At 60.4% G+C, this 21,753-nt stretch carries 20 protein-coding genes and 2 pseudogenes; 4 read left to right on the forward strand and 18 right to left on the reverse strand.

The features are described from left to right. Positions 1 to 175: 175 nt before the first annotated feature. Positions 176 to 307, forward strand: coding sequence for a hypothetical protein (locus EN846_RS36445; protein WP_268929511.1), 132 nt, complete (start codon positions 176 to 178; stop codon positions 305 to 307). Positions 308 to 870: 563 nt separating this feature from the next. Here the strand turns inward: EN846_RS36445 and EN846_RS26480 are convergent. From EN846_RS26480 to EN846_RS35280, 10 genes and pseudogenes are all read right to left on the reverse strand, one after another. Next, the gene (locus tag EN846_RS26480) at positions 871 to 1,971 is read right to left on the reverse strand and encodes a DUF4238 domain-containing protein (RefSeq protein WP_091595756.1); all 1,101 of its coding nucleotides are present in this window, start codon (positions 1,969 to 1,971) and stop codon (positions 871 to 873) included. A 411-nt stretch (positions 1,972 to 2,382) separates the two neighbouring features. Beyond that, positions 2,383 to 2,516, reverse strand: a pseudogene (locus EN846_RS26490) (IS5/IS1182 family transposase); the annotation flags it as partial. Between the two features lie 246 nt (positions 2,517 to 2,762). After that, positions 2,763 to 3,524 (reverse strand): hypothetical protein, encoded by a 762-nt coding sequence (locus tag EN846_RS26495; RefSeq protein ID WP_091595760.1) that lies wholly within the window; start codon positions 3,522 to 3,524, stop codon positions 2,763 to 2,765. A gap of 2 nt (positions 3,525 to 3,526) precedes the next feature. Continuing rightward, a complete protein-coding gene (locus tag EN846_RS26500; RefSeq protein ID WP_091595762.1) occupies positions 3,527 to 3,754 on the reverse strand; it encodes a hypothetical protein in 228 nt (75 codons plus the stop codon). After that, on the reverse strand, positions 3,747 to 4,679 hold the full coding sequence (locus tag EN846_RS26505; protein ID WP_095518984.1) for a cupin-like domain-containing protein: 933 nt from the start codon (positions 4,677 to 4,679) through the stop codon (positions 3,747 to 3,749). Before EN846_RS26505 ends, EN846_RS26500 begins: the two co-directional genes overlap by 8 nt. Before the next feature lie 2 nt (positions 4,680 to 4,681). Continuing rightward, positions 4,682 to 5,710, reverse strand: a complete 1,029-nt coding sequence (locus EN846_RS26510) for a hypothetical protein (RefSeq protein WP_091595766.1) — start codon at positions 5,708 to 5,710, stop codon at positions 4,682 to 4,684. A gap of 457 nt (positions 5,711 to 6,167) precedes the next feature. After that, positions 6,168 to 6,728 carry a hypothetical protein gene (locus EN846_RS26515; protein WP_091595768.1) on the reverse strand — a complete coding sequence of 187 codons (561 nt, stop codon included), beginning with the start codon at positions 6,726 to 6,728 and terminating at the stop codon, positions 6,168 to 6,170. Between the two features lie 883 nt (positions 6,729 to 7,611). Beyond that, positions 7,612 to 7,806, reverse strand: a pseudogene (locus EN846_RS26520) (transposase); the annotation flags it as partial. Positions 7,807 to 8,558: 752 nt separating this feature from the next. Then, positions 8,559 to 8,945, reverse strand: a complete 387-nt coding sequence (locus EN846_RS26530; RefSeq protein WP_127214438.1) for a hypothetical protein — start codon at positions 8,943 to 8,945, stop codon at positions 8,559 to 8,561. A 105-nt stretch (positions 8,946 to 9,050) separates the two neighbouring features. Continuing rightward, on the reverse strand, positions 9,051 to 9,188 hold the full coding sequence (locus EN846_RS35280; RefSeq protein ID WP_164746654.1) for a hypothetical protein: 138 nt from the start codon (positions 9,186 to 9,188) through the stop codon (positions 9,051 to 9,053). A 256-nt stretch (positions 9,189 to 9,444) separates the two neighbouring features. Between EN846_RS35280 and EN846_RS26535 the strand changes: the two genes are divergently transcribed. After that, positions 9,445 to 9,699, forward strand: a complete 255-nt coding sequence (locus EN846_RS26535; RefSeq protein WP_091595894.1) for an AlpA family phage regulatory protein — start codon at positions 9,445 to 9,447, stop codon at positions 9,697 to 9,699. Here the strand turns inward: EN846_RS26535 and EN846_RS26540 are convergent. From EN846_RS26540 to EN846_RS26560, 5 genes are all read right to left on the reverse strand, one after another. Beyond that, the gene (locus EN846_RS26540; protein ID WP_095518986.1) at positions 9,680 to 10,933 is read right to left on the reverse strand and encodes a site-specific integrase; all 1,254 of its coding nucleotides are present in this window, start codon (positions 10,931 to 10,933) and stop codon (positions 9,680 to 9,682) included. The genes EN846_RS26535 and EN846_RS26540 overlap by 20 nt on opposite strands. Before the next feature lie 317 nt (positions 10,934 to 11,250). Beyond that, positions 11,251 to 12,813, reverse strand: a complete 1,563-nt coding sequence (gene guaA, locus EN846_RS26545) for a glutamine-hydrolyzing GMP synthase (RefSeq protein ID WP_127309486.1) — start codon at positions 12,811 to 12,813, stop codon at positions 11,251 to 11,253. A gap of 55 nt (positions 12,814 to 12,868) precedes the next feature. Continuing rightward, entirely contained in the window at positions 12,869 to 13,528 is a 660-nt protein-coding gene (locus EN846_RS26550) for a 5'-methylthioadenosine/S-adenosylhomocysteine nucleosidase (protein WP_127392342.1), read from the reverse strand. Positions 13,529 to 13,675: 147 nt separating this feature from the next. After that, positions 13,676 to 14,134, reverse strand: a complete 459-nt coding sequence (locus EN846_RS26555; protein ID WP_127285378.1) for a PaaI family thioesterase — start codon at positions 14,132 to 14,134, stop codon at positions 13,676 to 13,678. A gap of 107 nt (positions 14,135 to 14,241) precedes the next feature. After that, entirely contained in the window at positions 14,242 to 15,531 is a 1,290-nt protein-coding gene (locus EN846_RS26560) for an RsmB/NOP family class I SAM-dependent RNA methyltransferase (RefSeq protein ID WP_128346189.1), read from the reverse strand. A gap of 323 nt (positions 15,532 to 15,854) precedes the next feature. On the opposite strand from EN846_RS26560, the gene EN846_RS26565 reads away from it, so the two are divergent. Next, positions 15,855 to 16,532 carry an MIP family channel protein gene (locus EN846_RS26565; protein WP_127285370.1) on the forward strand — a complete coding sequence of 226 codons (678 nt, stop codon included), beginning with the start codon at positions 15,855 to 15,857 and terminating at the stop codon, positions 16,530 to 16,532. 68 nt (positions 16,533 to 16,600) lie between these two features. Here the strand turns inward: EN846_RS26565 and katG are convergent, their stop codons facing one another. Next, the gene (gene katG / locus EN846_RS26570) at positions 16,601 to 18,787 is read right to left on the reverse strand and encodes a catalase/peroxidase HPI (RefSeq protein WP_127392759.1); all 2,187 of its coding nucleotides are present in this window, start codon (positions 18,785 to 18,787) and stop codon (positions 16,601 to 16,603) included. A 140-nt stretch (positions 18,788 to 18,927) separates the two neighbouring features. On the opposite strand from katG, the gene EN846_RS26575 reads away from it, so the two are divergent. Further along, positions 18,928 to 19,836: a hydrogen peroxide-inducible genes activator gene (locus tag EN846_RS26575; protein ID WP_127392760.1), complete on the forward strand. Its 909-nt coding sequence runs from the start codon at positions 18,928 to 18,930 to the stop codon at positions 19,834 to 19,836. 91 nt (positions 19,837 to 19,927) lie between these two features. On the opposite strand, the gene EN846_RS26580 is transcribed toward EN846_RS26575, so the two are convergent. Both EN846_RS26580 and EN846_RS26585 read right to left on the reverse strand, forming a co-directional pair. Then, positions 19,928 to 21,031 carry a calcium:proton antiporter gene (locus EN846_RS26580; protein WP_127285373.1) on the reverse strand — a complete coding sequence of 368 codons (1,104 nt, stop codon included), beginning with the start codon at positions 21,029 to 21,031 and terminating at the stop codon, positions 19,928 to 19,930. A 94-nt stretch (positions 21,032 to 21,125) separates the two neighbouring features. Further along, on the reverse strand, positions 21,126 to 21,749 hold the full coding sequence (locus tag EN846_RS26585) for a poly-gamma-glutamate hydrolase family protein (protein WP_127392761.1): 624 nt from the start codon (positions 21,747 to 21,749) through the stop codon (positions 21,126 to 21,128). Between the last annotated feature and the right edge of the window lie 4 nt (positions 21,750 to 21,753).

A 21,753-nucleotide genomic window follows, 5' to 3' on the forward strand; every position in this document is an offset into this window, starting at 1 on the left:
GCGCGCGGGCTCGTGATCGCTGGATTTAAGCGTAAGCTCTGAAATCGTCATGTGTCGAAGCCCTCAAAGGCTCCGAACATCGTCCTTCACGCCGATCACCGAAAGGTGCCGTCGGGACATCGCTTACGTTCAGTCTGTCGTTTGAACCTGGAATCTGGTGAAGGCAACCGAACCAATGGACAAGATCACAATCGACTTCTGGGGCTTTGCAATAACGGCCGAAGGGTTTTACGGCGTCTTGGCCGCGTCGGGGCTGGTGATGGCCATTGTCATTGTGTTGAAGGTCGGGAGGCGTCGGGGTACCTAAGGCTGCTTCTCGGCAAGACGGAGGGCATCGATGTGCGAAGCCAGTATGACATTGTTAAAGATTGGGCACTCCTATCCGACGACGAGGCGATGGAAGCCGAGATCGAAGGCACGGCAAGGACGCTACCACGTCGGTCGCCTAGTGTCCCTTGGAAGTGTCTGGCAATCGTGAAGATGCCGAATATCGATTCTGGTTCGATCTGTTTTTGAGACTTTCCAGAAAGGACGACGTCGGGTGGGCTTAGCCCGTAGGAGACTAACCTAACCAATCTGTCCCAGTTCGCATGGGACGCCACTCCCGCAAACGATAGCGGCTGCTCTTCGTGCTTCACACGCTAAGCTGTAAAGTCAAAGCCGACGCCGTACCTCCGTTCTATGACCCACTCGGGGACCAGCATCCCGCCATCGGCCAACGCGTTGCCTTTGCGATTGGCAAAAGGATTGGCGGAAAGGGCCATGAACGAGGATGACGACACCCTCTTCTTGGTCTTCGATGAAACCGAACAACCCGAAAACGCCGCCAGGTGAGAATGATGGCGAAGCGCCAGAATAGCATTGGTCTCCTTAGCCTCGAACCTTCCGCCAAGGCGGACTACCCCAAAGACTTGACGTCGCAGTCCTCCGACGGCGGAAGCCTGCGCCCGTATCGTTGGTGAAGACGAAACGATTGTTTCGAAACTTCAGGAACGAGGGCCACGTTGGCGGAACCGGCCTGACAGTTCTCACGTGGATAAGCACGTCGTCATGCTCCCGAGCGTCGGGGGCATCTACGACTGCGTAGTGAGTATGAGTTTCGGTTCTGCCGTCGGCTACCGCCATAACCACGTCAAACCGACTCGGGGGTCGCAGATGCGCAACTGAGATCGCTATAGCTTGCACATCATCCCCAGAGCTACGCTCGCCAAAGTACAGATTTGCCGCGCAGTTCAGTACCTGCTGGTGGTTGCACGCAAGAATGTCCGCCGTATTTGACACATCGATCCAGCCACCGACGTGCTCGGCTTGATAGACGTCGCCATCCAGGAGAACAGCCAACAGCGTTGGCGAAAGCGGCAGGAAGAGAAGCGCACCTGCGCTGGAGATTCCAAAAGATCTGTGCTGCGCATGCCTGTGCTGTTGATGCCAGCGGTTGGCGAGAGCAGCAGGGTCATCTGATGTGAGAAACGGCACCGAGGTAAGGTTGCGAACAACCCGCACCTTTAGATCGTCTACGACGCTCATCGTTTTGGCGTAGTGATGCATCGCCGAGATCACCGCACTTTTGACGGCCTCCTTGAAAGACGGTTGTTCGAAGTCCGCACCTTTGACTGACGTGGCAGCGAAAGCAAACTCCGCGGATCGACGCGCGGCGGCTTCTGTGCGGACATGCTGCAGGTAGGCGAAACGCCTGAGGATTGTGGCATGAAGATCCTTGATGACCGCACGTGGCTTGAGCAACGACGAAACGCAGTCGCCATAGTGTCCCTCGACGGTCTGGATTGCGGTTTCGAGCCTTGGGTCCTGCCCGTAGAAGTAATCCCTGGAACACTGATTCTTCACCGGGGCATCGAAGAATGATTGGTTGCGATCAAGGTTAAACAGGTGAATGGCTTTGCCTTCGGCACACACGCTGAAGGGCGATAGATGTACCCGGGGAACAAAGTGCTGGTTCTTGTTCTCCGCCATGCAATTGAGCGATCCGCCATTCCGGCACTGCCGTGGGGGCGCTCAAACACCCGCGCCAAGCCGTTGCTATCACACAGAGCTTCCAGCGGGAATGTACGTCTCAGGCCCGCCCTTCCTGGCACTCAATCGAAGAGACGTGACGAACGCCGTCGCAGGGTGGCGTTCGTTTCACGAAGCGTCAGACTTGGATGCGGCCGACGCGCTGTCCCGGGAGGACGGCTCCAAAGGAGACGGCGTGCAGGGCTGGCTTGTCCCCAACACGGGAGCGCAGCGAAGGAGCGGGCAGGAACGGGACAAGACGGCCGCGCCGGCTAGACCCGAGTAACCTTCCGATACCATGCCAAGGCGTCCGAAGGCCGGCGAAAAAGAATAGCGGTCGATCCTCGCTCAGGGCGAACCAGTAGTTCCGCTGAACATGAAGTCGGCGCGCGAGAAAGTGCCATCCGTGCGGTTTTATCGAACACGGGGATATGCTGCGCGATCTCCCGTTCCTTGACCAACCAGGCGAGGTTCGCTGCCGATCCGTAGGCGCTGTCGGCGGCCAGATGCGTCGGCTTCTGGGCCGCAAGCGGACTATTTGTTTTCGGGTTGGCCGGTCTAGAAACGGACTAACACGTCCAGCATAGCGCGGACCGCTTGGCGCCAACAGCCGTCCTGAGAACTGTCCGGTTGACTCCCCGCGGTTCGCAAGCGAATTTTCATCCAGGAGGTCGACAGATCTAACGGCGCGGGTCAACGGCGAAGGCGACCTGAATAAGAGCGTGCCTGCCAACACGATCCCCACGGAGCAATCACCGATCCCTAACTAGGGACGTCGCAAACCCTCCAGCCCTCTGGCTACCCAATTCGCGCTCTGTGTATGCGGTGAACTGTAGCAATCTCTGCCAAAAGAGTTCTTCAACCCGAGTCGAGGCAAATTCTTTGGACAGTTCTCCGATGCGTCTTGCAGTGTAGCGGATGTGGCTACACTCGTCGCCACTTAACTTGCATAGCGTTCGACCCAGCATGTCTAGGTTACGGTGCGGGCAATATGCCTCGAGCACGGGCTCCAACAACTTCTGGTGAATGCGGGTCCTCACCTCACCGAGGTTCACCTGAATCAAATAGTCGAGCACCCTCCAGGTTTCGAGGCTAGCGGCCTCGACCTGGCTGTGCTGCATGGGGGGAAACTGGGTCTCAACGGCCCCGCGCACATTATCTGGCAATGCGTCTGGAAATACCAGATCGGCGAGACGAAGGTACATTCGGCAATGACCTGCCTCATCCTCGACATGCTGGCTCAGATCGTCAACAAGCCCGGCACTTGTGCAAGCGTTGGCAATCTTCGCTAAGTCGCGGGAACCCTCGCCCTCTTTGATCGCATTCGAGACAAGCGACTGCAGCACCCATACCGGGTTCTCAATATGCGACCTAAAACTGTTGCCGTAGTCGGCGAGGAAGTATGGCGGCACGTGACGTGCAACAGCGTCGCCAAACAGCCGAAGGTAGTCGCGCGTTGCTATGTCGCCTTGTTCGTCAAGGGCAGTTTCAACAAAACGCGCGACGTAGTCCATTGTCATTTTTCAACTTCGAGCGGGCCATTGCAAGCGATAAAAGGGGCCATGCCGTCCTTGAAGGGTGAACTGCTGATACCGATTATCCCTGCGTTGATGGCAATGTTGTCGACCTTCAGGGTTGTCCCATCGACATAACCGGAAATGCGTATGCCTTTACCTCCAGCGAGGGACCTGAGGGCCTTAGCTTGATCTTCACTCAGTTCGAAGGAAAGCGGTGCTTCAGACATAGTCGAAAACTCCTTTGCCATAGAATTCACTGAACGCCGTTATAATTGCAAATCTTGCGATGGGAGACAATTGCAAAAGGACACGCTTCAAAGCAGAAGCGCCGCCAAACTCTTCAAGGTCAGCCAAGAATGTCCTAGTATCCGCCACAACGATTGCAGGACGCTCCCAACGCTCTTGCCCAACGCTGTAAATGATCTCTGCCAAGTGGTTATCGAACCACCAACGCGACACCGAAATGCTAACTGAGAGGGATTGGACGTAATGCCAGTAACTGGGAGGGATATGCAGGAGGTCGCATGGACCGACGATTGCATGACGTAACGACGGCACGCGTTGCCAGACATTGGGGTCCGTCGGCGAGGCATCGCAATGGTGCCCTCGCACTGTGGCGCCGTCCGTGAGCGCGAAGGTATCCCGTGGGTGGCAGACTGCAACATATTTCCACCCAAACAACTGAATGAAGTAATTATGGTTCGTGACGTAGTCGTTGTGGTTATCTTGATGAAAGGTTTGCACCGTTCCTGGCGGACCGATCCATATGTTGTCGAAGTATGCCGGCTCGCGTGATCGAGGTGAAACAGGCAATCGACGCGCGATGTCGACGAAGGACGCGTCACTCTGCCTGAGATAAAATTCAGTTGTGTCGAGACCAGCGAGATAATCGCCCAATCTCTGTTGCGCCCGGAGGTTCCGCCATCGTTCCTTATGCTCGAGCGTGACCAAGCGCGTCCCATGCCGTGCCGCGATACGCTGGGGTGTGAGGAGGGCAGCAAGTTCATCCAGAGCGGAAACGTCTCGCGACACCCAGGGAGTTTCCATCAGCTCTGCTGCGCACTTCATTCCGATGATGGGGATGCAACCTATTTCCCGAAATCTCACATCGGGACAAACGTATGACAAGTCTGGAGGAGCCGTCTGCAACATCCTCAGCCTCCAAGGGCAGCAACATATCCGCTTGGCAACTGGTCAGCATCGAACGCGGTCCAAGGGATATGATAGTGCACTCGGCTAAGATCCGACTGCCCATTTGCTTGCCATCGTTCCCGATGGGCTGCCAAGGTGCCGGCAAATTCGAGGCCCAGATCACCGAACACGACTATGTCGCGGCCGTGATAAAGCGCGCCCGAGCGGCGCTCGCTATCGATGAGACCGAAAGAGTAGTGTGTGAGGTCGAATGTACGCTCGACGCCTAGGTTCACAGCGCGGAAATTCGGTTCAGCGCCAAAAAGGTAGCTCCGGAATGCCAAAGAATCCAAAACAGGGTGACCAAAGCCTCGGCCCTTTTCAATATGCAAGAAGGACTTCGGTCGCGGATCAATAAGCTTTTCAAGCGGGATGTACCATGTGTCCTCATCTGCAATGGAACCGGTTGTAGGGACGGACACGGACATCCTAGCGCCGACCGTGAGTAGTCCTTTCTCGGTTGCTAGGAAGATCGTAAAGCAGTCCCCGCCACCCGGAATCGCTACAGGCATAGCGAGCATGCCTCCCGGCACCCGCAACGCCTCGCGAAGCAGTCGCGGGATGCCACGAAACGCAGAAGTGGCTATTATGACGTCGAAGAGACCCAGCTCGGGTAGTCGATCGACCCAATCACCTAATTGCACGCGCACACCAGAAGTGCCGATGAGGGCGCGCTGTGATTGATCGAAGAGGTCGGGAATAATCTCGCAACCAAATATCAGTGGGACGTCTCCTTCCCTGCCGGCTAGCAAGGAGAGTACTGACACCAGATAACCAGTTCCTGTTCCAATTTCGTATATGCGCTTCCCCCTCAGATCGCCGAGTTCTCTGATTATCCACCTAAGAAACGTTCGATCCGATATTGCTGAGAGAGTTGTCCCATCTGCGTCTGAGAACGTTCGAATAGGACCATCAAAACGCTCATGCCCCCTCGGGGCAAATCGCGCTATGTCCACCCCCGCGAAAGCGGCGTTGATGTCAGTATCGCCCATGGCACTAGGTTTAGCTAATTGATCTTACCTTAAGCTAATAGAGAGCGTCAGTTCGCACCGCGATGCAAGCACTTTTGCCAATACTAGTCTCCAGCTATCCATTTCAGTTGAACCCACATTCCATGCCTGTTCATGGCGCGACCGCGACGGCGCGCGTTGTCAACCGAAATGTCTGCTTCCGGGCAGAGGTAAAGTTCGCCTCTATGGCCGACACGAGGCGCAAAAGCTGCCAGGCGGCGTTGGGCCGTTGCAGGTTGGCAGTTTTAAGGCACAAATAGTCGGAAACGAACGTTGAGGCACCCCGCTAGGCATAGTCGTGACCTGACCCAAAGCTACCGTTTCGGCCAACACGGAAAAGCCCTCCAAAAGGGCCTCGCACTCAGTTCGCCATAGGCCGATTGCAGTGCGACGAATAGATCGCTTGCTGCGCTCAAACCCGGCTACAGCGAGAAATTCGCTACTGGTGCGGCATCGTGATGCCGGCCGCGGTCGGCGGCAGCGTGGTCGGTGCCTGCCAATTAACGTCGACTTTGCCCGACGCGGTCAGCCCTTGCGGGAGAAAGGCGGCCTGATCGAGCCTAACGACAAGGACGTAGTCACGGCGCTGTCCTGTCGGTGTGATCTGGATCGACCCCTTCTGTCCCAGCGTTGTAGGGATCTTGCCCTTGGTCAGTTCCAACTTGAACCACAGGGGGACCGTACCTGAAAACACCGGCGTGACGACATGGGCGAGCATGTAGATCGGCTGCGTGAGCCGCACATGGTAGGTTGTGCTGTCGCCATTGGGCGTATCAAGCGATGTCGACCCCGTCGCCGACTTCGCGCCCAAGGTAACCAGCGCGCCGCCGATTGGAATGGTGCCGCTTATCTTGCAGAACTCTACTTTGCCGCCGACCACTAAGCCGGCAAGGCCAAGTGTATTTTGAATGCGAAAAGCGAGGCCGTCATTCTCATTCCAGCTGTGATCGATATGATCGACGTGGAGCGCGCCGTAGAAAGCTTCGTTGAATGCCGGCACAACCTCGAAACCAATGCGACCTGGAAGCGGCCAAGGGCAATCGGTCCAAGTTCGAGCGATATAGCCCGAGTAGCCGTACGATTGATCGTCATCGTGCGATCGTTAAATCCAAGATTGTTGAATGCCTCGATCGTGTCTTCGATTGGCCTTCCGTGACGTCGAACTGGACATCCTGGCCTGCGCGCCCGCGGTACGGTGCCGCCATTCTTGAAGTGACCAGTGTAGCGCTCGCGGGGAAATAGGAAGCCATCGCTGCCGATTTAGTATTTCTGAAGGTCGGATTATAGTCTTTGCAGGCCATCTCGCTCAGAATAATTCGCGGCGGAGGGCACGTAGCAAAGAAGGGTTCGCAAGCTCGATCAACGGCATCTTCTCTGTCGAAACGCCAACAGTGACGCGCAGTAGAACCGCGAAGGCGTGACGAACGAGATCGAGAGAGTGATCGTCGGCCCAATAGTCGCTGGACGGTCTCTTGCGCGTTCTCGCCCAAGTTGGTGGCACGCCATGAGCGATGTCATTCCTGATCGCAAATGCAAGACTGGCCGCATTGGACCATGTCTGAAGAAGGGTGCGCTCGTCTCCCGCTGGCAGCGGTTGACGCGAATGTTTCAAGCATCCGGATCAAATCAGAGATCATCTTCGCGTCGGTCTCGGGTCGAATGCCCTTTGGATTGACGCCCTTGAGCTTCCACAACGCCGCTCCAGGTGATGTTCGATGCTGGCGGCGAAGATGATGATCGGCGCAATGCGCTGGCCAACCAGCGGCTTCAACCCAAGCCGCTCTTCGAGGGTATCGGCCCTTCCATAGGTCATTCGCGATCTCGCGACACCTTGCCCGGACGGGGCGGACCATACATTTTTGCGGCAGCATCCTTCAAGATCCATTGTCGAGCATCCGCTCCGCCGGCAGCTTCTTGAGCCGCGCGTTCTCGTCCTCCAGCGCCGTCAGGGGACGGGCGTCGGACAATTCCATCCCGCCAAACTTCGCCTTGAACTTATAGAAGGTCGCTGCCGAAATGCCGTGCTTGCGGCAAAAGTCCGCCGTATTCGCACCGAGAATGTCTCGGGGCTTGAAGATCGATCAATCGAACCAACGTTGTGGATAGGTGGCAGAGCGGTCGATTGCGCATCCCTGATAAGGAGGTGGACCTTCATCGGTCTCGTGGGTTCGAACTCCGCCCTGAATTAGAAAAGCCCGCTCCTGGATTCAGTCGAGCGGGCCCTTAAAGGCTATTTTGTTTTCGGCTATGGTCCGCGGGTCACTTCGATGTCGACCGTCCGGATGGGCCCATTTCCCTTGCGTTTTGGCCCTTCGACATTCTGCTGTTTGAAGACATTGGAAACATCATTTCCGTTTGACCCTCAACCCGCTTGCGGCCAAGCTTTTGTGGCGAAACAGCCGGCTGTCTTCCTACTTCCGGAAGATCTATCATCCCCCAGGCGTTCGACGGGCGTCTTCTAAATCTGGACTTTAGGAACTTGCTTTGAGCGCGGGCCGACCTCACCCTCGGATGCAGCCTCTCTCAGCATCGGTGCCGTTGGTGGATCAAGGCAAACCAAAACGCCAATCTCTGCGCTCTCCAGTTTGTGGATGGCGTCGACGCCAACGTGCAGTCCACCTTTTCGGACACAACCAGTTCGCCGGAAACCAAACTCCTTGGCGCTCTTCTGAATGAGGCCAAAACTGCTTCATGTCTGTCAAACCGGCGCTATTTCTTTTTTTTCACCCTTTGCGTAAGAGCGGATCCCGCGACCGATTTGACTGCCTTTGAGGAGCTGTTAGAACGAAGCAACTTGGATGCCGTCGAAGCAACTTTCTTGCTCGTAGTCTCATTGGGTTTCTTCGCCATTGGTTTTCCCGCGCGGTTGAGTCGGAGTAATACGCATTGTGATGCGTCTGCAATCAACTGCCGGAGAGCACTGTCCCCAACTTTCATTTTCCAACACTCGGTCCGGTTCCGCAAACAACCAAGCGGAGCAGGAACTATGCTCGCCTTCATTGCCTTTCACCTTTTGTCGGTCGGCATCGGCTGTTCTGCCGTCCTCCGTGATCAGCCACGCTAAGGCACGCAGGAATTCGAAATATGCGAGCACATCTTCGATGAAGATGTTGGCGATGCAACGTTTCTCATCACAGTATTTGACAAGGTAGCCGTTGCGACCGCCGAGCCTGCTGCCGTTTAACCAAAGACCAAGTCTCGCTGTCCATGTCGGCAATCTCTCATGATTGGTGAGATCGGCGACGGCGTAACTGCGAAGCCGGCGGCGCTTCGCGTCCTCGGCTGTGAGCGTGATCTCGCGGCGCTTCGCCTCCGCCGCGATCTAGCCGCGCCGGCCGATTAACGCGTCAATTGGCGCAAGGTCATTGTCAGCGCGCAGCTTGAGATATTCGAGCATCGAGAAGCCTGCAGCAAGGATCGCCTGTCGGACCTTATGCAGCGCCTGCTCGATGGATCCCATTGGTGGTGCGGTCCTGACATAATCCGCAGTGAAATGCCCTTGAGTCTTCACGTCAGTAGGCGAGGATACGTGGTCGCAATTGAGGGCTGTACGAAACCTCGAAAAGTTGCGCGATTGTTGGCCAGTAAGGCAATCCATCCCGGTCACGCAAATGGTCAAACGGCAGCAGTCTTCCGAGGTCGATAAATTCAAGGGCATCGAAATTGGGCAGCCGGATCCACTTCTGGTTCTACCACACATCGCGTCGCGTCGAGTAGTGCGAACTGTTCGCCGGTCGCAGCTGCGAGAAATCGTTCCCCTGTCTGATACGACCGTCTATGAGATGGAACAGCGTGGCGAGTTCCCACGACGCTTCAATCTCACCGCCCGCTGTGTTGTTTGGGACTTGGCAGAAGTCGAAGCGTGGATCGAGGAGCGGCGGAATGCGTCATCTGTCGGAAAAATCAAGACCAAGCCTGCGCCTGACGTAAGACTACGAAAGGCAAGACCCGTCAAATCGGATCAAGGATAACCGCTGCCTCTGCAGGCGGCTGGAGTGTGGGCGTGTGCTTTTTGCCTGCCGCCCACGCATCGACCATGTCCGCCCATTCCTGCAGCATATGACGACGCTGCGGCTCATATTCAGCTCTGTTGTAGACACCTCGAGAGGACCGCCTGTCGTCGTGGGCAAGGCATTTCTCAATCCAGTCGCGATTAAATCCGATCTCGTTCAGGAGTGTTGAGCCGGTGCGCCGAAGGTCGTGCACTGTGAAAGGCGCGAGCGGAAAGTCTTGCTGCTTTGCCCGCTCGACAATCGCCGCGGTTACCCGATTGAACGTCGCGCGCGACATGGGCTCATCGGCATCGTAGCGGGACGGCAGCACATATCGGGAGTTCGCCGCACAAGTCTTGAGCGCGATCATGATATCGAGGGATTGCTGTGACAGGTAGACGTTATGCGGCTTCTTCCGCTTCATTCGCTCTTTTGGGATGCTCCAGACGGCGTTCTCGAAATCGACCTCGTCCCAAGTCGCCTCGAGTAGTTCACTCTTTCGGACCATCGTGAGCAGGATGAACTTTAGGCCGACCCGAATCGTCGGCAGCGTCGGCACGTTTTCCAACTCTTTCAGCATTATCCGGATTTCTGCAGGCGACAGAGCGCGGTCTTTCGCCTCGAACGTGGCAATTGAGGCTGGTCCCACCTCGTCCGCAGGGTTGGCGATCTTCTCGCCGTGCAGAATGGCGTAGCTATAGATCTGCTTCACGACATCGCGGATATGGACGGCGGTTGCCGGCGCACCACGATCCCTCACCTTTGCGCAGAGCGCCCGCAAGTCGTCAGGTGTTATTTCGGTTAGGAGTCTTTTTTCCCAAATCGGCAAAATGTCGCGATCGAAAATAGCCTTGCGCATCGAGCGGGTGCTATCCGCCATCTTCGCTTCCTTTAACCAGCGCTTGCCTTGATCCCCGAAGCTCGCCGTGCCTGACAGGCGACGCTTCTCGCGCTGCTTTTCTTGCGCCGGCGACTTTCCGGCTGCCACCATTTTTCGCGCGGCAAGGCAGCGGTCGCGTGCCTCTGCCAGCGTGAGACCTCCGTTCCCATATCGGCCCAGCGTCACAGTCTCTCTCCGACCATTGGTCCGGTAGTCGTACCGAAACGCAATCTGCCCAGTCGGAGACACCGCAGCGTACATACCGTCACGGTCGGCAACTTTGTACATTTTGTCTTTCGGTTTCAGCCGCTTAAGGGCAATATCTGTTAACATAATGACAGAGGATCGGATCACAACTTGGGTTTCTCGGCCGCCAATTTTACCGTCATTGATTTTACCGTCAACTGTTAGGAACAATCATTGTATTTCAATGCTTTGATGGGCAAGAAGTGAGTGCGCTTGCAATCGGCGGGACGACGGTATTGCATGGCAGGAAAGAGAACGCTGAAACGCATGCCGTCAAATTTACCGCCAAATGATTCCGCTTCCAGGCGATAGATGGCGATAGATGCAGTAAGGAAAACACACTTATTTCAGAGGCTTATACAACTCTGATCGATACTTACCGAAAGCTAGCTAATGATGCACCTTTATTCCCACTCGATCGTCCCGGGCGGCTTCGACGTCACGTCGTAGACGACGCGGTTGATGCCCCGTACCTCGTTGATGATACGGGTGGCGGCGGCGGCGAGGAAGTTCATGTCGTAGTGGTAGAAGTCGGCCGTCATGCCGTCGACCGAGGTGACGGCGCGCAGCGCGCAGACGAACTCGTAGGTGCGGCCGTCGCCCATCACGCCGACGGTCTGCACCGGCAAGAGCACGGCGAAGGCCTGCCAGATGGCGTCGTAGAGACCGGCCTTGCGGATCTCGTCGAGATAGATGGCGTCGGCCTCGCGCAGAATCTCCAGCTTGTCGCGGGAAATGCCGCCCGGGCAGCGTATGGCAAGGCCGGGGCCTGGGAACGGATGGCGGCCGATGAAGCTTTCGGGCAGGCCGAGTTCCTTGCCCAGCGCCCTCACCTCGTCCTTGAACAGCTCGCGCAGCGGCTCGACCAGCTTCATGTTCATGCGCTCGGGCAGGCCGCCGACATTGTGGTGCGACTTGATCGTCACCGACGGGCCGCCGGAGAAGGAGACGCTTTCGATGACGTCTGGATAGAGCGTGCCCTGGGCCAGGAAGTCGGCGCCGCCGAGCTTCTTTGCCTCTTCCTCGAACACTTCGATGAACAGCCGGCCGATGGTCTTGCGCTTCTTCTCCGGGTCGCTCTCGCCTTCCAGCGCCGAGATGAAACGGTCGGAGGCATCGACCAGGATCAGCGGCAAATTGTAGTGCTGGCGGAACATCTCCACCACGCTCGCCGCCTCGTTCTTGCGCATCAGCCCGTGGTCGACGAGGATGCAGGTCAGCTGGTCGCCGACCGCCTCGTGGATGAGGAGCGCGGCAACCGAGGAATCGACGCCGCCCGACAGCGCGCAGATCACCTTGCCCTTGCCGACCTGGTTGCGGATCGCCTCGACGGCATGCTCGCGATAGGCGCGCATCGTCCAGTCGCCCTCGATGCCGGCGATGTTGTGGACGAAATTGCGGAGCAGCCTGGCGCCATCCGGCGTGTGCACCACTTCGGGGTGGAACATGATGCCGTACATCTTGCGCTCGACATCGCCGAAGATGGCGAAGGGCGAGCCTTCCGACCTGCCGAACACCTCGAAGCCCTCCGGCAAGGAGATGACGCGGTCGCCATGGCTCATCCACACCTGGTGGCGCTGGCCGGGCGCCCACAGCCCCTCGAACAGCGGGCTTTCCTTCTCGATCTCGACGAAGGCGCGGCCGAATTCGCGATGGTTGGAGCTTTCGGCGACGCCGCCCATCTGCACGCAGAGCGCCATCTGGCCGTAGCAGATGCCGAGCACCGGCACGCCGGCCTCGAAGACGATCTGCGGCGCGCGCGGGCTGCCGATATCGGTGGTCGAGGCCGGGCCGCCGGAGAGGATCACCGCTTTCGGATTGATGCGCTTGAAGGCCGCCTCGGCGGACTGGAACGGCACGATCTCGGAAAAGACGCCGGCCTCGCGGATGCGGCGGGCGATAAGCTGCGTGAACTGGCTGCCGAAGTCGACAATCAGGACGGTGTCGGAGCGATTGGCTGTTTTCATGGCGAGCGTTTAGAGAAAGAAACGAGTCGGCGCAATGGGTTGCGGGGCCTCTGGCTCAATCCAGTCCTTGCCGGGAACCAAGCCGGATCGTTCCGGATGCGATCGCCTGCTCCAGCAGGCCAATGGCGCCGGCCAGCTTCTCGTCGATGACGTGGAGATACTCCGTCCAGTCGCCGACATGCCTCAGATCCGCCGCACCGTCGGAAATGCCGCGCAGGCCGATCAGCGGCACGCCGAAGAGCTGGCAGGCGCGCAGGCAGGCGAATGTCTCCATGTCGACCATGTCGGCGGCGATCGCGTCATAGGCGACGCCGGAGATGACCGCGCCGCCGGTCGACAGCGATGCCTCCCTGATGCCCGGAATGCGTATCGGCAACGGCACGGTGACCGGCAGGTCGAGAAACGGCGTGGCGCCCTTCTCGAAGCCCAAGGGCGAGGCGTCGATGTCGCGATAGGCAACCGAAACGGCCTGGTAGATCTCCGCCTGCTCCAGCCTTCGGCTGCCGGCCGAGCCCAGCGAGACGACGAGATCCGGCAGCGCGTTTTCCAGTTTCAGCCTGGCAAGCTCGGCGCCCAGCCTGATCCCGGCCTCGACCGGTCCGACGCCGGTCATCAGCGGCGTGAACAGTTTCCTGAGATGCGGGCCATATTCGGCTTCCACGGCCATGACGAAGAGAACGTCGCTGCCGGACAGACGTGACACTTTGACGGTCATGACGGGCCCTACCCCCCTATTTGTTGCCACTACGAAAGGGAAGGGGCAATGTGCCCTCGCCGCCTCCCGGCCCTTCGCTAGGGCTCGGGGCGTTCGTCGCTCGAAAAGCCCATTTTGGGGCTTTTCGTCCGCTGCGCGGACCGCTCCTCACCCTTCGATCCCGTCCCGTCCGACGACCGTCATCATCGTGCCGGTCATGGTGGCGATCAGCTTGGCCTCGCCGTCGGCGGCAAAGGCATAGGCCTGGCCATCTGCAACGACGATGGTGCGGCCGGGCTTGGTCACCGAGCCGCGGAACAGGAAGCGCTCGCCCCTGCCCGGCGCCAGCAGATTGACCTTGAACTCGATGGTCAGCACGCTGGAATTCTGCGGCAGCAGCGAGAACGCCGCATAGCCGCAGGCCGAATCCAGCGCCGTCGAGATGACGCCGGCATGCAGGAAGCCATGCTGCTGGGTGAGCGCCGCCGAATAGGGCATCTCGATCTCGATGATGCCGGGCGTCACCAGGGTCAGTTCGGCGCCGATGGTCGTCATCGCCTGTTGCCGGGCGAAGGATGTGCGGACACGGTCCTCATAGTCCGGAGCGGGTACGATCTTTGCTGCCATGGCCATCGCCCTTGTTTCCAGGGAAAGCTTATTGCAGAGGCACGCAGCGCAGGCAATCTCTTATGTTGCAGTGCAACAATGCCGCCGCGCGGCCGTTCTCACCGGCCTCATCCCGCCCTGCGCAGCGCACAGACATGGAACCCGTCGGTGCCGCTCAGCGCCGGCGACAGCGAGATGCCACCGTCGCTGCCCAGGCGCGCGGCGGCCGGATGGCCTGGAAAGCGGCTGTCCCAGAGCTTGCGGTGGTCGACCGGCGCGAAATCGCCGTGGCGCGCACGAAACGCCGCGACCTGCTCGCCGTTCTCGGCGTCGAACACCGAGCAGGTGATGTAGACCAGCAGGCCGCCCGGTTTGACGAAGGCCCTGGCCGCGTCGAGGATTTCGCTCTGCTCGCCCCGGCGCTGGTCGAGCTGCCTTTGCGTCAGCCGCCATTTGGCATCGGGGCGGCGTCGCCATGTGCCGCTGCCGGTGCAGGGCGCGTCGACCAGCACGATATCCATGTGGTTTGACAGCGGGGCCAGCTCGGCCGGCTTGCTGACGATCTGGACGTTGCGGTTTTCCGAACGGCGGATGCGGTCGAAGATCGGCGCCAACCGCGCCTTTTCGGCGTCGTGGGCGAAGATCTGGCCTGTATTGCCCATCTCGGCCGACAGCGCCAGCGTCTTGCCGCCGGCGCCGGCGCAATAGTCGAGCACCTGCATTCCGGCCTCGGCGCCGGCGAGCGCCGCGACGATTTGCGAGCCCTCGTCCTGGACCTCGAACCAGCCCTTCTGGAAGGCAGGTTCGGCCTGGACATTCGGATGCCTGCCGTCGCCGTCGATCGGCGGGATGCGGATGCCTTGCGCGGCAATGCTGGCCGGTGCCGCACCCGTCCCGTCGAGTTCGGCCAGCACCCTGGCCCGGTTGGCCTGCAGCGTGTTGACCCTGAGGTCGAGCGGCGGGCGGGTGGCGAGTGCCGATCCTTCCGCGACCCAGGCCTCGCCGAAAGCCTGCTCGAACAGCGGCACGCACCATTCGGGAATATCGGCGCGCACCGCATCCGGCGCGTCGCCCGGCCGGCGGTCGGCAACCGCCTTGAGTTCGGTGTCGCTCAACAGCGGCGGCGCGAACTTGTCGCCTTCGAGGGCGTCGTTCAGCGACTGCGCCGTCTGCCCCCATTCGAGCAGAAGCGCGCCGAAGCCGATGGCGCGCGGCGTGTCCTCGCCGAGCAGCCAGCCGGCGGAACGCTTATGGCGCAGCGCGTCGTAGACGATGTTGCCGATCGCGGCGCGGTCACCGCCGCCGGCGAAGCGATGCGACAGGCCCCAGTCGCGCAGTGCATCGGCCACCGGCCGATGACGCCGGCCAATGTCCTCCAGCACTTCGATGGCCGCCGCCAGCCTTCCGCCCAATCGCATTCTCTTGTCTTCCGTTTTCCGAGCAAATTAATTCCGCCCTGCTCTTAGAGCCTTTCACACCCGATTTGAACCAACTCAATTTGCCGGCGGCCGGAGCAATCCCGGCGAAGGCTGCGAGCTCTCGACAAACCGGGCATCCGCCAGCGCGAACGGAACAATTCATCCAATATATGAAAGCTCTCTAATCGGCGCGACTGGCGGGCACAAGCATGCCGTGTGGAGCAAGTGCTCTGCTTTCCAAGGTTTCAGGTTGCGAATACTCTTTCGGCTGTGATTCGCGACGCAGGAAAAGCGGATTTGCGGATCGATACGAGGAGAGGGCAATGAAGACTTATCTTGCGGAAGTTCTAGGCACTTTTCTGTTGGTGTTCATCGGCACGGCTTCTGTGGTTACGGGCGGCTTTGGCGGCGCGCTGCCGCTCGGCCAGGAAGGCATCGGCCTGGCGTTCGGCATCGGCCTCATCGCGGCGGCCTATGCGATCGGGCCGATCTCGGGCGCGCATCTCAATCCGGCGGTGACGCTTGGCGCCTTCCTCGCCGGCCGGCTGCCGGCAAAGGATGTCGTTCCCTACTGGATCGCGCAGATCATCGGCGCCATCATCGCCTCGCTGGCGCTGTGGATCATCGTCTCCGGCCAGGTCGGCGGCCACACCGGCGGCTTCGGCGCCAATGGCTGGGACGAGGCGAAATGGGGCGTCAGCTCGGCCTTCCTGTGGGAGCTGATCGGAACCTTCACCTTCGTCACCGTGATCCTCGGCGTCACGGCGCAAAACCACAGCACGACCTTCGCCGGGCTGGTCATCGGCCTGACGCTGGCCGGGCTGCACTTCGCCATCATCCCGGTCACCGGCACCTCGCTCAATCCGGCCCGCTCGATCGGACCGGCGCTGTTTTCGGGCAGTGCCGCGCTCAGCCAGCTGTGGCTGTTCATCGTCGCGCCGCTGATCGGCGGCGCCATCGCCGGCGTCGTCGCCAAGGCGCGCATCTTCGAAAAGGAGTGATTTTCGAAGCCTGAGGAAAAAAGGCGCGGGCTGGCCCCGCGCCTTTTCTTTGCAGTGAATGCTTGGCGTCAGGCGATCTCGAAGCGGTCGAGGTTCATCACCTTCACCCACGCCTTGACGAAATCCTTGACGAACTTCTCCTTGGCGTCGCCCGAAGCGTAGACCTCGGCCAGCGCGCGCAGCTGCGCGTGCGAGCCGAAGATCAGATCGGCGCGGGTGCCGGTCCACTTGACCGCCTTGGTCTTGCGGTCGCGCGCTTCATACACGCCGTCTGAGCCCGAGGCCGGATCCCAGATCGTCGCCATGCTGAGCAGGTTGACGAAGAAGTCGTTGGTTAGGGTGCCCGGCCGGTCGGTGAACACGCCGTGCTTCGACTTGCCGGTGTTGGCGCCGAGCACGCGCAGGCCGCCGACCAGCACCGTCAGTTCGGGCGCCGTCAGCGTCAAAAGCTGCGCCCGGTCGACCAGCAGCGCCTCGACCGAGAGCACCTGCTTGCCCCTGGCATAGTTGCGGAAACCATCGGCGACCGGCTCGAGCGCAGCGAAGGAGACTATGTCGGTCTGTTCCTGCGAGGCATCGGTGCGGCCCGGCGTGAACGGCACCTTCACGTCATGGCCACCGTCCTTCGCCGCCTTCTCGACCGCGGCGACGCCGCCGAGCACGATCAGATCGGCGAGCGAGACTTTTTTCCCGCCGGCATTGAACTCGGCCTGGACGGCCTCGAGCTTCGCCAGCACCTTCGCCAGTTCGGCCGGCTGGTTGACCTCCCAGTCCTTCTGCGGCTCAAGGCGGATGCGGCCGCCGTTGGCGCCACCGCGCTTGTCGGAACCGCGGAAGGTCGAGGCCGAGGCCCAGGCGGTCGAGACCAGCTCGGAGACCGACAGGCCGGAGGCCAGGATCTTCGCCTTCAGCGCGGCGATATCCTGTTCGCCGACCAGTTCGTGGTCGATCGCCGGGATCGGATCCTGCCAGATCAGCTCTTCCTTCGGCACGAGCGGGCCGAGATAGCGCACGACCGGACCCATGTCGCGGTGGGTCAGCTTGAACCAGGCGCGGGCGAAGGCATCGGCGAATTGCTCGGGATGCTGGTGGAAGCGCCGCGAGATCTTCTCATACGCAGGGTCGAAGCGCAGCGAAAGGTCGGTGGTGAGCATGGCCGGGGCATGGCGCTTCGACGAATTGTGCGCGTCCGGAACGGTGCCGGCGCCGGCGCCGCCTTTCGGCGTCCACTGGTTTGCACCCGCCGGGCTCTTCGTCAGCTCCCATTCGTAGTTGAACAAATTGTCGAAGAAGTTGTTGCTCCACTTGGTCGGCGTCGTGGTCCAGGTGACCTCCAGGCCGGAGGTGATGGCGTCGCCGGCAATGCCGGTGGCATGCTTGCTCGACCAGCCGAGGCCCTGCGCCTCGATGCCGGCGCCTTCCGGCTCGGCGCCCACCAGCGCCGCATCGCCGGCGCCGTGCGTCTTGCCGAAGGTGTGGCCGCCGGCGATCAGCGCCACGGTCTCTTCGTCGTTCATTGCCATGCGGCGGAAGGTCTCGCGGATGTCGCGCGCCGCGGCGAGCGGATCCGGCTTGCCGTTCGGTCCTTCCGGATTGACGTAGATCAGGCCCATCTGCACGGCGCCAAGATGGCCGCTGAGTTCACGATCGCCGGAGTAACGCTCGTCACCCAGCCACTTGGCCTCGGAACCCCAATTGACGTCCTGCTCGGGCTCCCAGACGTCGGCACGGCCACCGGCGAAGCCGAAGGTCTTGAAGCCCATCGATTCCAGCGCGACGTTGCCGGCGAGGATCATCAGGTCGGCCCAGGAGATCCTGCGGCCATACTTCTGCTTGACCGGCCAGAGCAGGCGGCGCGCCTTGTCGAGATTGGCGTTGTCCGGCCAGCTGTTCAGCGGCGCGAAACGCTGCTGCCCGGCGCCGGCGCCGCCGCGTCCGTCGCCGATGCGATAGGTGCCGGCGCTGTGCCAGGCCATGCGAATGAACAGCGGCCCGTAATGGCCAAAGTCGGCCGGCCACCAGTCCTGCGAATCCGTCATCACCTGGTGCAGGTCCTTGACCACCGCATCGAGATCCAGGCTCTTGAATTCCTTGGCGTAGTCGAATCCTTCGCCCATCGGATCCGAGAGGTTCGACTGCTGGTGAAGAACGCCGAGGTCGAGCTGGTTCGGCCACCAGTCACGATTGGTCCTGCCGGCGGATCCATGCGGCACGGGGCATTTGCCCGCGCTGTTGTCGTCGGTTTTCGCGTCCATCTTACTCTCCGATTTTTACCGAGATTTGATTTTTCACCAGGGGCGGCCAGCGGCCGCGCCAATCTGGAACGATTCCAGACTAAGCCGGCGAGTTGATAAAGACAAATTGCCTTTCCTGTTTTTTCCGATAGGATTTTCTTATGATTGGCCTCACCGTGCGGCAGATGCAATATTTCGACGCGCTGGCGCAGACGCTGCATTTCGGCCGCGCCGCCAAGCTCGCCGGCGTCAGCCAGCCGGCGCTCTCCTCCCAGATCGCGGAGATGGAGCAGCGGCTGAGCTGCCGTCTGTTCGAGCGCGGCGGCAAGACGGTGCGGATGACCGACGAGGCGCTGGCCTTGCAGCCACGCATCGAGCGCATCCTCGCCGATATCCGTGACGTCGAGACGACGGCGCGGCGCGGCCGCCCCGCAATGGAAGGACGCTTCCGGCTAGGCATCATCCCGACAGTCGCGCCCTATCTGCTGCCGCATGCGTTGCCGGAACTGAGGCGGCACTTCCCGGTCTTGCAGCTCGAACTGCGGGAGGCGGTGACCGCGTCGCTGGTCGACGACACTGCCGCCGGGCGGCTCGACGCGTTCATCGCCGCTCTGCCGCTCGACCATCCCGGCCTGGTCAGCGAAGAGCTCTTCCCCGACCGTTTCTTCCTTGCGGTGCCGTCAGGCGATCCGGCCTTCGCCTCGCCGCCGGTGCCGCCGGAAAGCCCGGCGCTGGAAAGGCTGATGCTCCTGGAGGAAGGCCACTGCCTGCGCGAGCAGGCGCTGGCCGTCTGCGGCAATGTGCGGCCCGTGGCGATGGCGAGCTACGGCGCCACCAGCCTGACGACCCTCTTGCAGATGGTGGCGCATGGGTTGGGCGTGACGCTGGTCCCGGAGATGGCGATGCGGCCCGCCGGCACCATCCCCGACCTCAAGATCGTGCCGTTCCAGGAGCCGATGCCGCAGCGCATGATCTGCCTCGCCTGGCGCCGCAACAAGGCGCGGCACGACGAATGCGTGGAACTGGCGAAGATCATTCGCGGGCTGGATGCGGCGGTGCTGGCCGCGTGAGGGTGCGCCGACTACGCTGCCATCCCAGTTTCTCGGCAATCGCATAGCGCTTCAGAAAGGCCTGCGACCTGCTGGTTCTTACCAAAGCCTCTCACGGCACAAATATCAGAAATACATATGTAAAAAACACCACGACATGCACCATGCCGGTCAGGAATGTGGTTCTCTCGGTGCTGAAGCTGATGCTGCATACGAAAAGCGCCAGGACCATGAGGACCGCGTCAGCCGCCGGGAGCCCAAGGGTCAGCCCTCGTCCGGTAAAAAGGCTGGCTGCCGCGACCGCCGGTATCGTCAAGCCAATTGTGGCGCAGGCAGAGCCCATCGCGACATTCAGGCCGCGCTGCAGCTCGTTGTTGAGGGAAGCACGGACCGCCGAAATCGCCTCCGGCATCAGAACCAGCCCCGCGATCAATGCCCCGACAATGCTGTCGGCCTGGGTCACCTCGTAGGCAACGAGCGTGTCTTCGACGCTCGCGGCGACCTGCTCGGCCAGCATGACAATTCCGATCAGCCCGACGAACAGCAGCAGGGCGCTGGCGTAGACGCCTTCATGGGGGGCGGTTCGGATCGGAACCTCGTGGGCCTGTGCTTCGATGAAGTCTTCCCGATGGCGGACGGTCTGCGCGAACACAAAAGCCGCATAGAGCAGCACGGAAAGCACGCTGACAAAGCCGAGCTGAGCGGCTGAGAACGTGCCGGGATCGGTGGTCCGCGTGTAGGTCGGCAGAACAAGCGTCATGACCGTCAGCGCGACCAGAACCGCCAGATAGGCGCTGGTCCCCTGGCGAACGATCGCCTGCTTGCGATGACGCCAGCCGCCAAGCACGAGACAAGTGCCGACAACGCCGGTGGAGGTAATCATCACCGTCGAGAAGACGGACTCACGCGCAAGCGTCGGGTTGTTCTCTCCATGCAGCATCATCGACACGATGATCGACACCTCGATCGCCGTCACGGCAAAGGTCAGCACCAGCGTGCCGTAAGGCTCGCCCACCCGCCGAGCCACCGCCTCGGCATGCTCGAGCACCACGAAAATGGTGATGAACATGATCGCGCTCGAAAGCGCTCCGACGAGGATCCTAACGCCCGGCGACCCTACGTCCACGGAGAGCCCGCTGGCCCTGACCGCGACGGCCATCGCCAGGGCGGCCAAGGGCATCGCGTAGGACGTTACCGATCGTCCGAAACCTGTCATCCGAGCCCCCGAACGCCACGCGTTTCCGCGAACTTAGCGGAAAAGCGCGGCGGGGGCACCTCTCACAGGCATCTTTGCCTGCCAAGCGCACCATTCAAAACACGATTGAGGCCTGGGCACCGTTTTGCGCATCGAATGTCTCGATGGCCTTGCGAACCGCCCCACAAAATCGTTCCAGAAGTTCCAACTCGCTCCCCAGTCGACGGCGCAACGACAAGGGCACTTCCAGCTGTGCTCCTTTCCCCGTCAAGCCTCGGTTGACGATGTTCAAATCCTGGATACCTGGAAAGGGATGGTTGTCCTTTTGCGTCTGGAAGTCGGCCTCCTGCAGACGCCAGGCTATCTCCGAAACCAACGCGGCGTCCTTGCCGCCGAGGTAAACTGTCGAGGGATCGTCCCGATCCTGACGACCGTGGATGGCGACGACCGTGGACTTGGTCCGCAACAGTTCCAGCGCGGTTGCCTCGTCAAAGTTCCTGGATGTTATGTGCAGCTCTCGGTTGCTTTCCGGCATGAGCCCTTCAAAGCAATACATGTCGAGATCGCGCCCTGCTATTGTCTCGGTGATCAGGGAAGTGCGGGGCTCGATCTTGCCGCCATGCGGGGCCATGACGATCGCACTGCCGGTTCGCGCTCCGAGCCGGACGACTATGCGATAATCTATGTTTTCGGTTTTGGCGGCCTTCAGCGCCGCGAAATTCGGAAACTCGTTGTCCATAAAT

It is taken from the genome of Mesorhizobium sp. M4B.F.Ca.ET.203.01.1.1, from assembly GCF_004791025.1.
Taxonomy (GTDB): Bacteria; Pseudomonadota; Alphaproteobacteria; order Rhizobiales; family Rhizobiaceae; genus Mesorhizobium; species Mesorhizobium abyssinicae.

Excerpts from the sequence above, each read along its gene's own strand:
- EN846_RS36445 (WP_268929511.1), top strand. The coding sequence starts at position 176 with ATGGACAAGATCACAATCGACTTCTGGGGCTTTGCAATAACGGCCGAA.
- EN846_RS26480 (WP_091595756.1), bottom strand. The coding sequence starts at position 1,971 with ATGGCGGAGAACAAGAACCAGCACTTTGTTCCCCGGGTACATCTATCG.
- EN846_RS26495 (WP_091595760.1), bottom strand. The coding sequence starts at position 3,524 with ATGGACTACGTCGCGCGTTTTGTTGAAACTGCCCTTGACGAACAAGGC.
- EN846_RS26500 (WP_091595762.1), bottom strand. The coding sequence starts at position 3,754 with ATGTCTGAAGCACCGCTTTCCTTCGAACTGAGTGAAGATCAAGCTAAG.
- EN846_RS26505 (WP_095518984.1), bottom strand. The coding sequence starts at position 4,679 with ATGTTGCAGACGGCTCCTCCAGACTTGTCATACGTTTGTCCCGATGTG.
- EN846_RS26510 (WP_091595766.1), bottom strand. The coding sequence starts at position 5,710 with ATGGGCGATACTGACATCAACGCCGCTTTCGCGGGGGTGGACATAGCG.
- EN846_RS35280 (WP_164746654.1), bottom strand. The coding sequence starts at position 9,188 with ATGGGATCCATCGAGCAGGCGCTGCATAAGGTCCGACAGGCGATCCTT.
- EN846_RS26540 (WP_095518986.1), bottom strand. The coding sequence starts at position 10,933 with ATGTTAACAGATATTGCCCTTAAGCGGCTGAAACCGAAAGACAAAATG.
- guaA (WP_127309486.1), bottom strand. The coding sequence starts at position 12,813 with ATGAAAACAGCCAATCGCTCCGACACCGTCCTGATTGTCGACTTCGGC.
- EN846_RS26550 (WP_127392342.1), bottom strand. The coding sequence starts at position 13,528 with ATGACCGTCAAAGTGTCACGTCTGTCCGGCAGCGACGTTCTCTTCGTC.
- EN846_RS26555 (WP_127285378.1), bottom strand. The coding sequence starts at position 14,134 with ATGGCAGCAAAGATCGTACCCGCTCCGGACTATGAGGACCGTGTCCGC.
- EN846_RS26560 (WP_128346189.1), bottom strand. The coding sequence starts at position 15,531 with ATGCGATTGGGCGGAAGGCTGGCGGCGGCCATCGAAGTGCTGGAGGAC.
- EN846_RS26565 (WP_127285370.1), top strand. The coding sequence starts at position 15,855 with ATGAAGACTTATCTTGCGGAAGTTCTAGGCACTTTTCTGTTGGTGTTC.
- katG (WP_127392759.1), bottom strand. The coding sequence starts at position 18,787 with ATGGACGCGAAAACCGACGACAACAGCGCGGGCAAATGCCCCGTGCCG.
- EN846_RS26575 (WP_127392760.1), top strand. The coding sequence starts at position 18,928 with ATGATTGGCCTCACCGTGCGGCAGATGCAATATTTCGACGCGCTGGCG.
- EN846_RS26580 (WP_127285373.1), bottom strand. The coding sequence starts at position 21,031 with ATGACAGGTTTCGGACGATCGGTAACGTCCTACGCGATGCCCTTGGCC.
- EN846_RS26585 (WP_127392761.1), bottom strand. The coding sequence starts at position 21,749 with ATGGACAACGAGTTTCCGAATTTCGCGGCGCTGAAGGCCGCCAAAACC.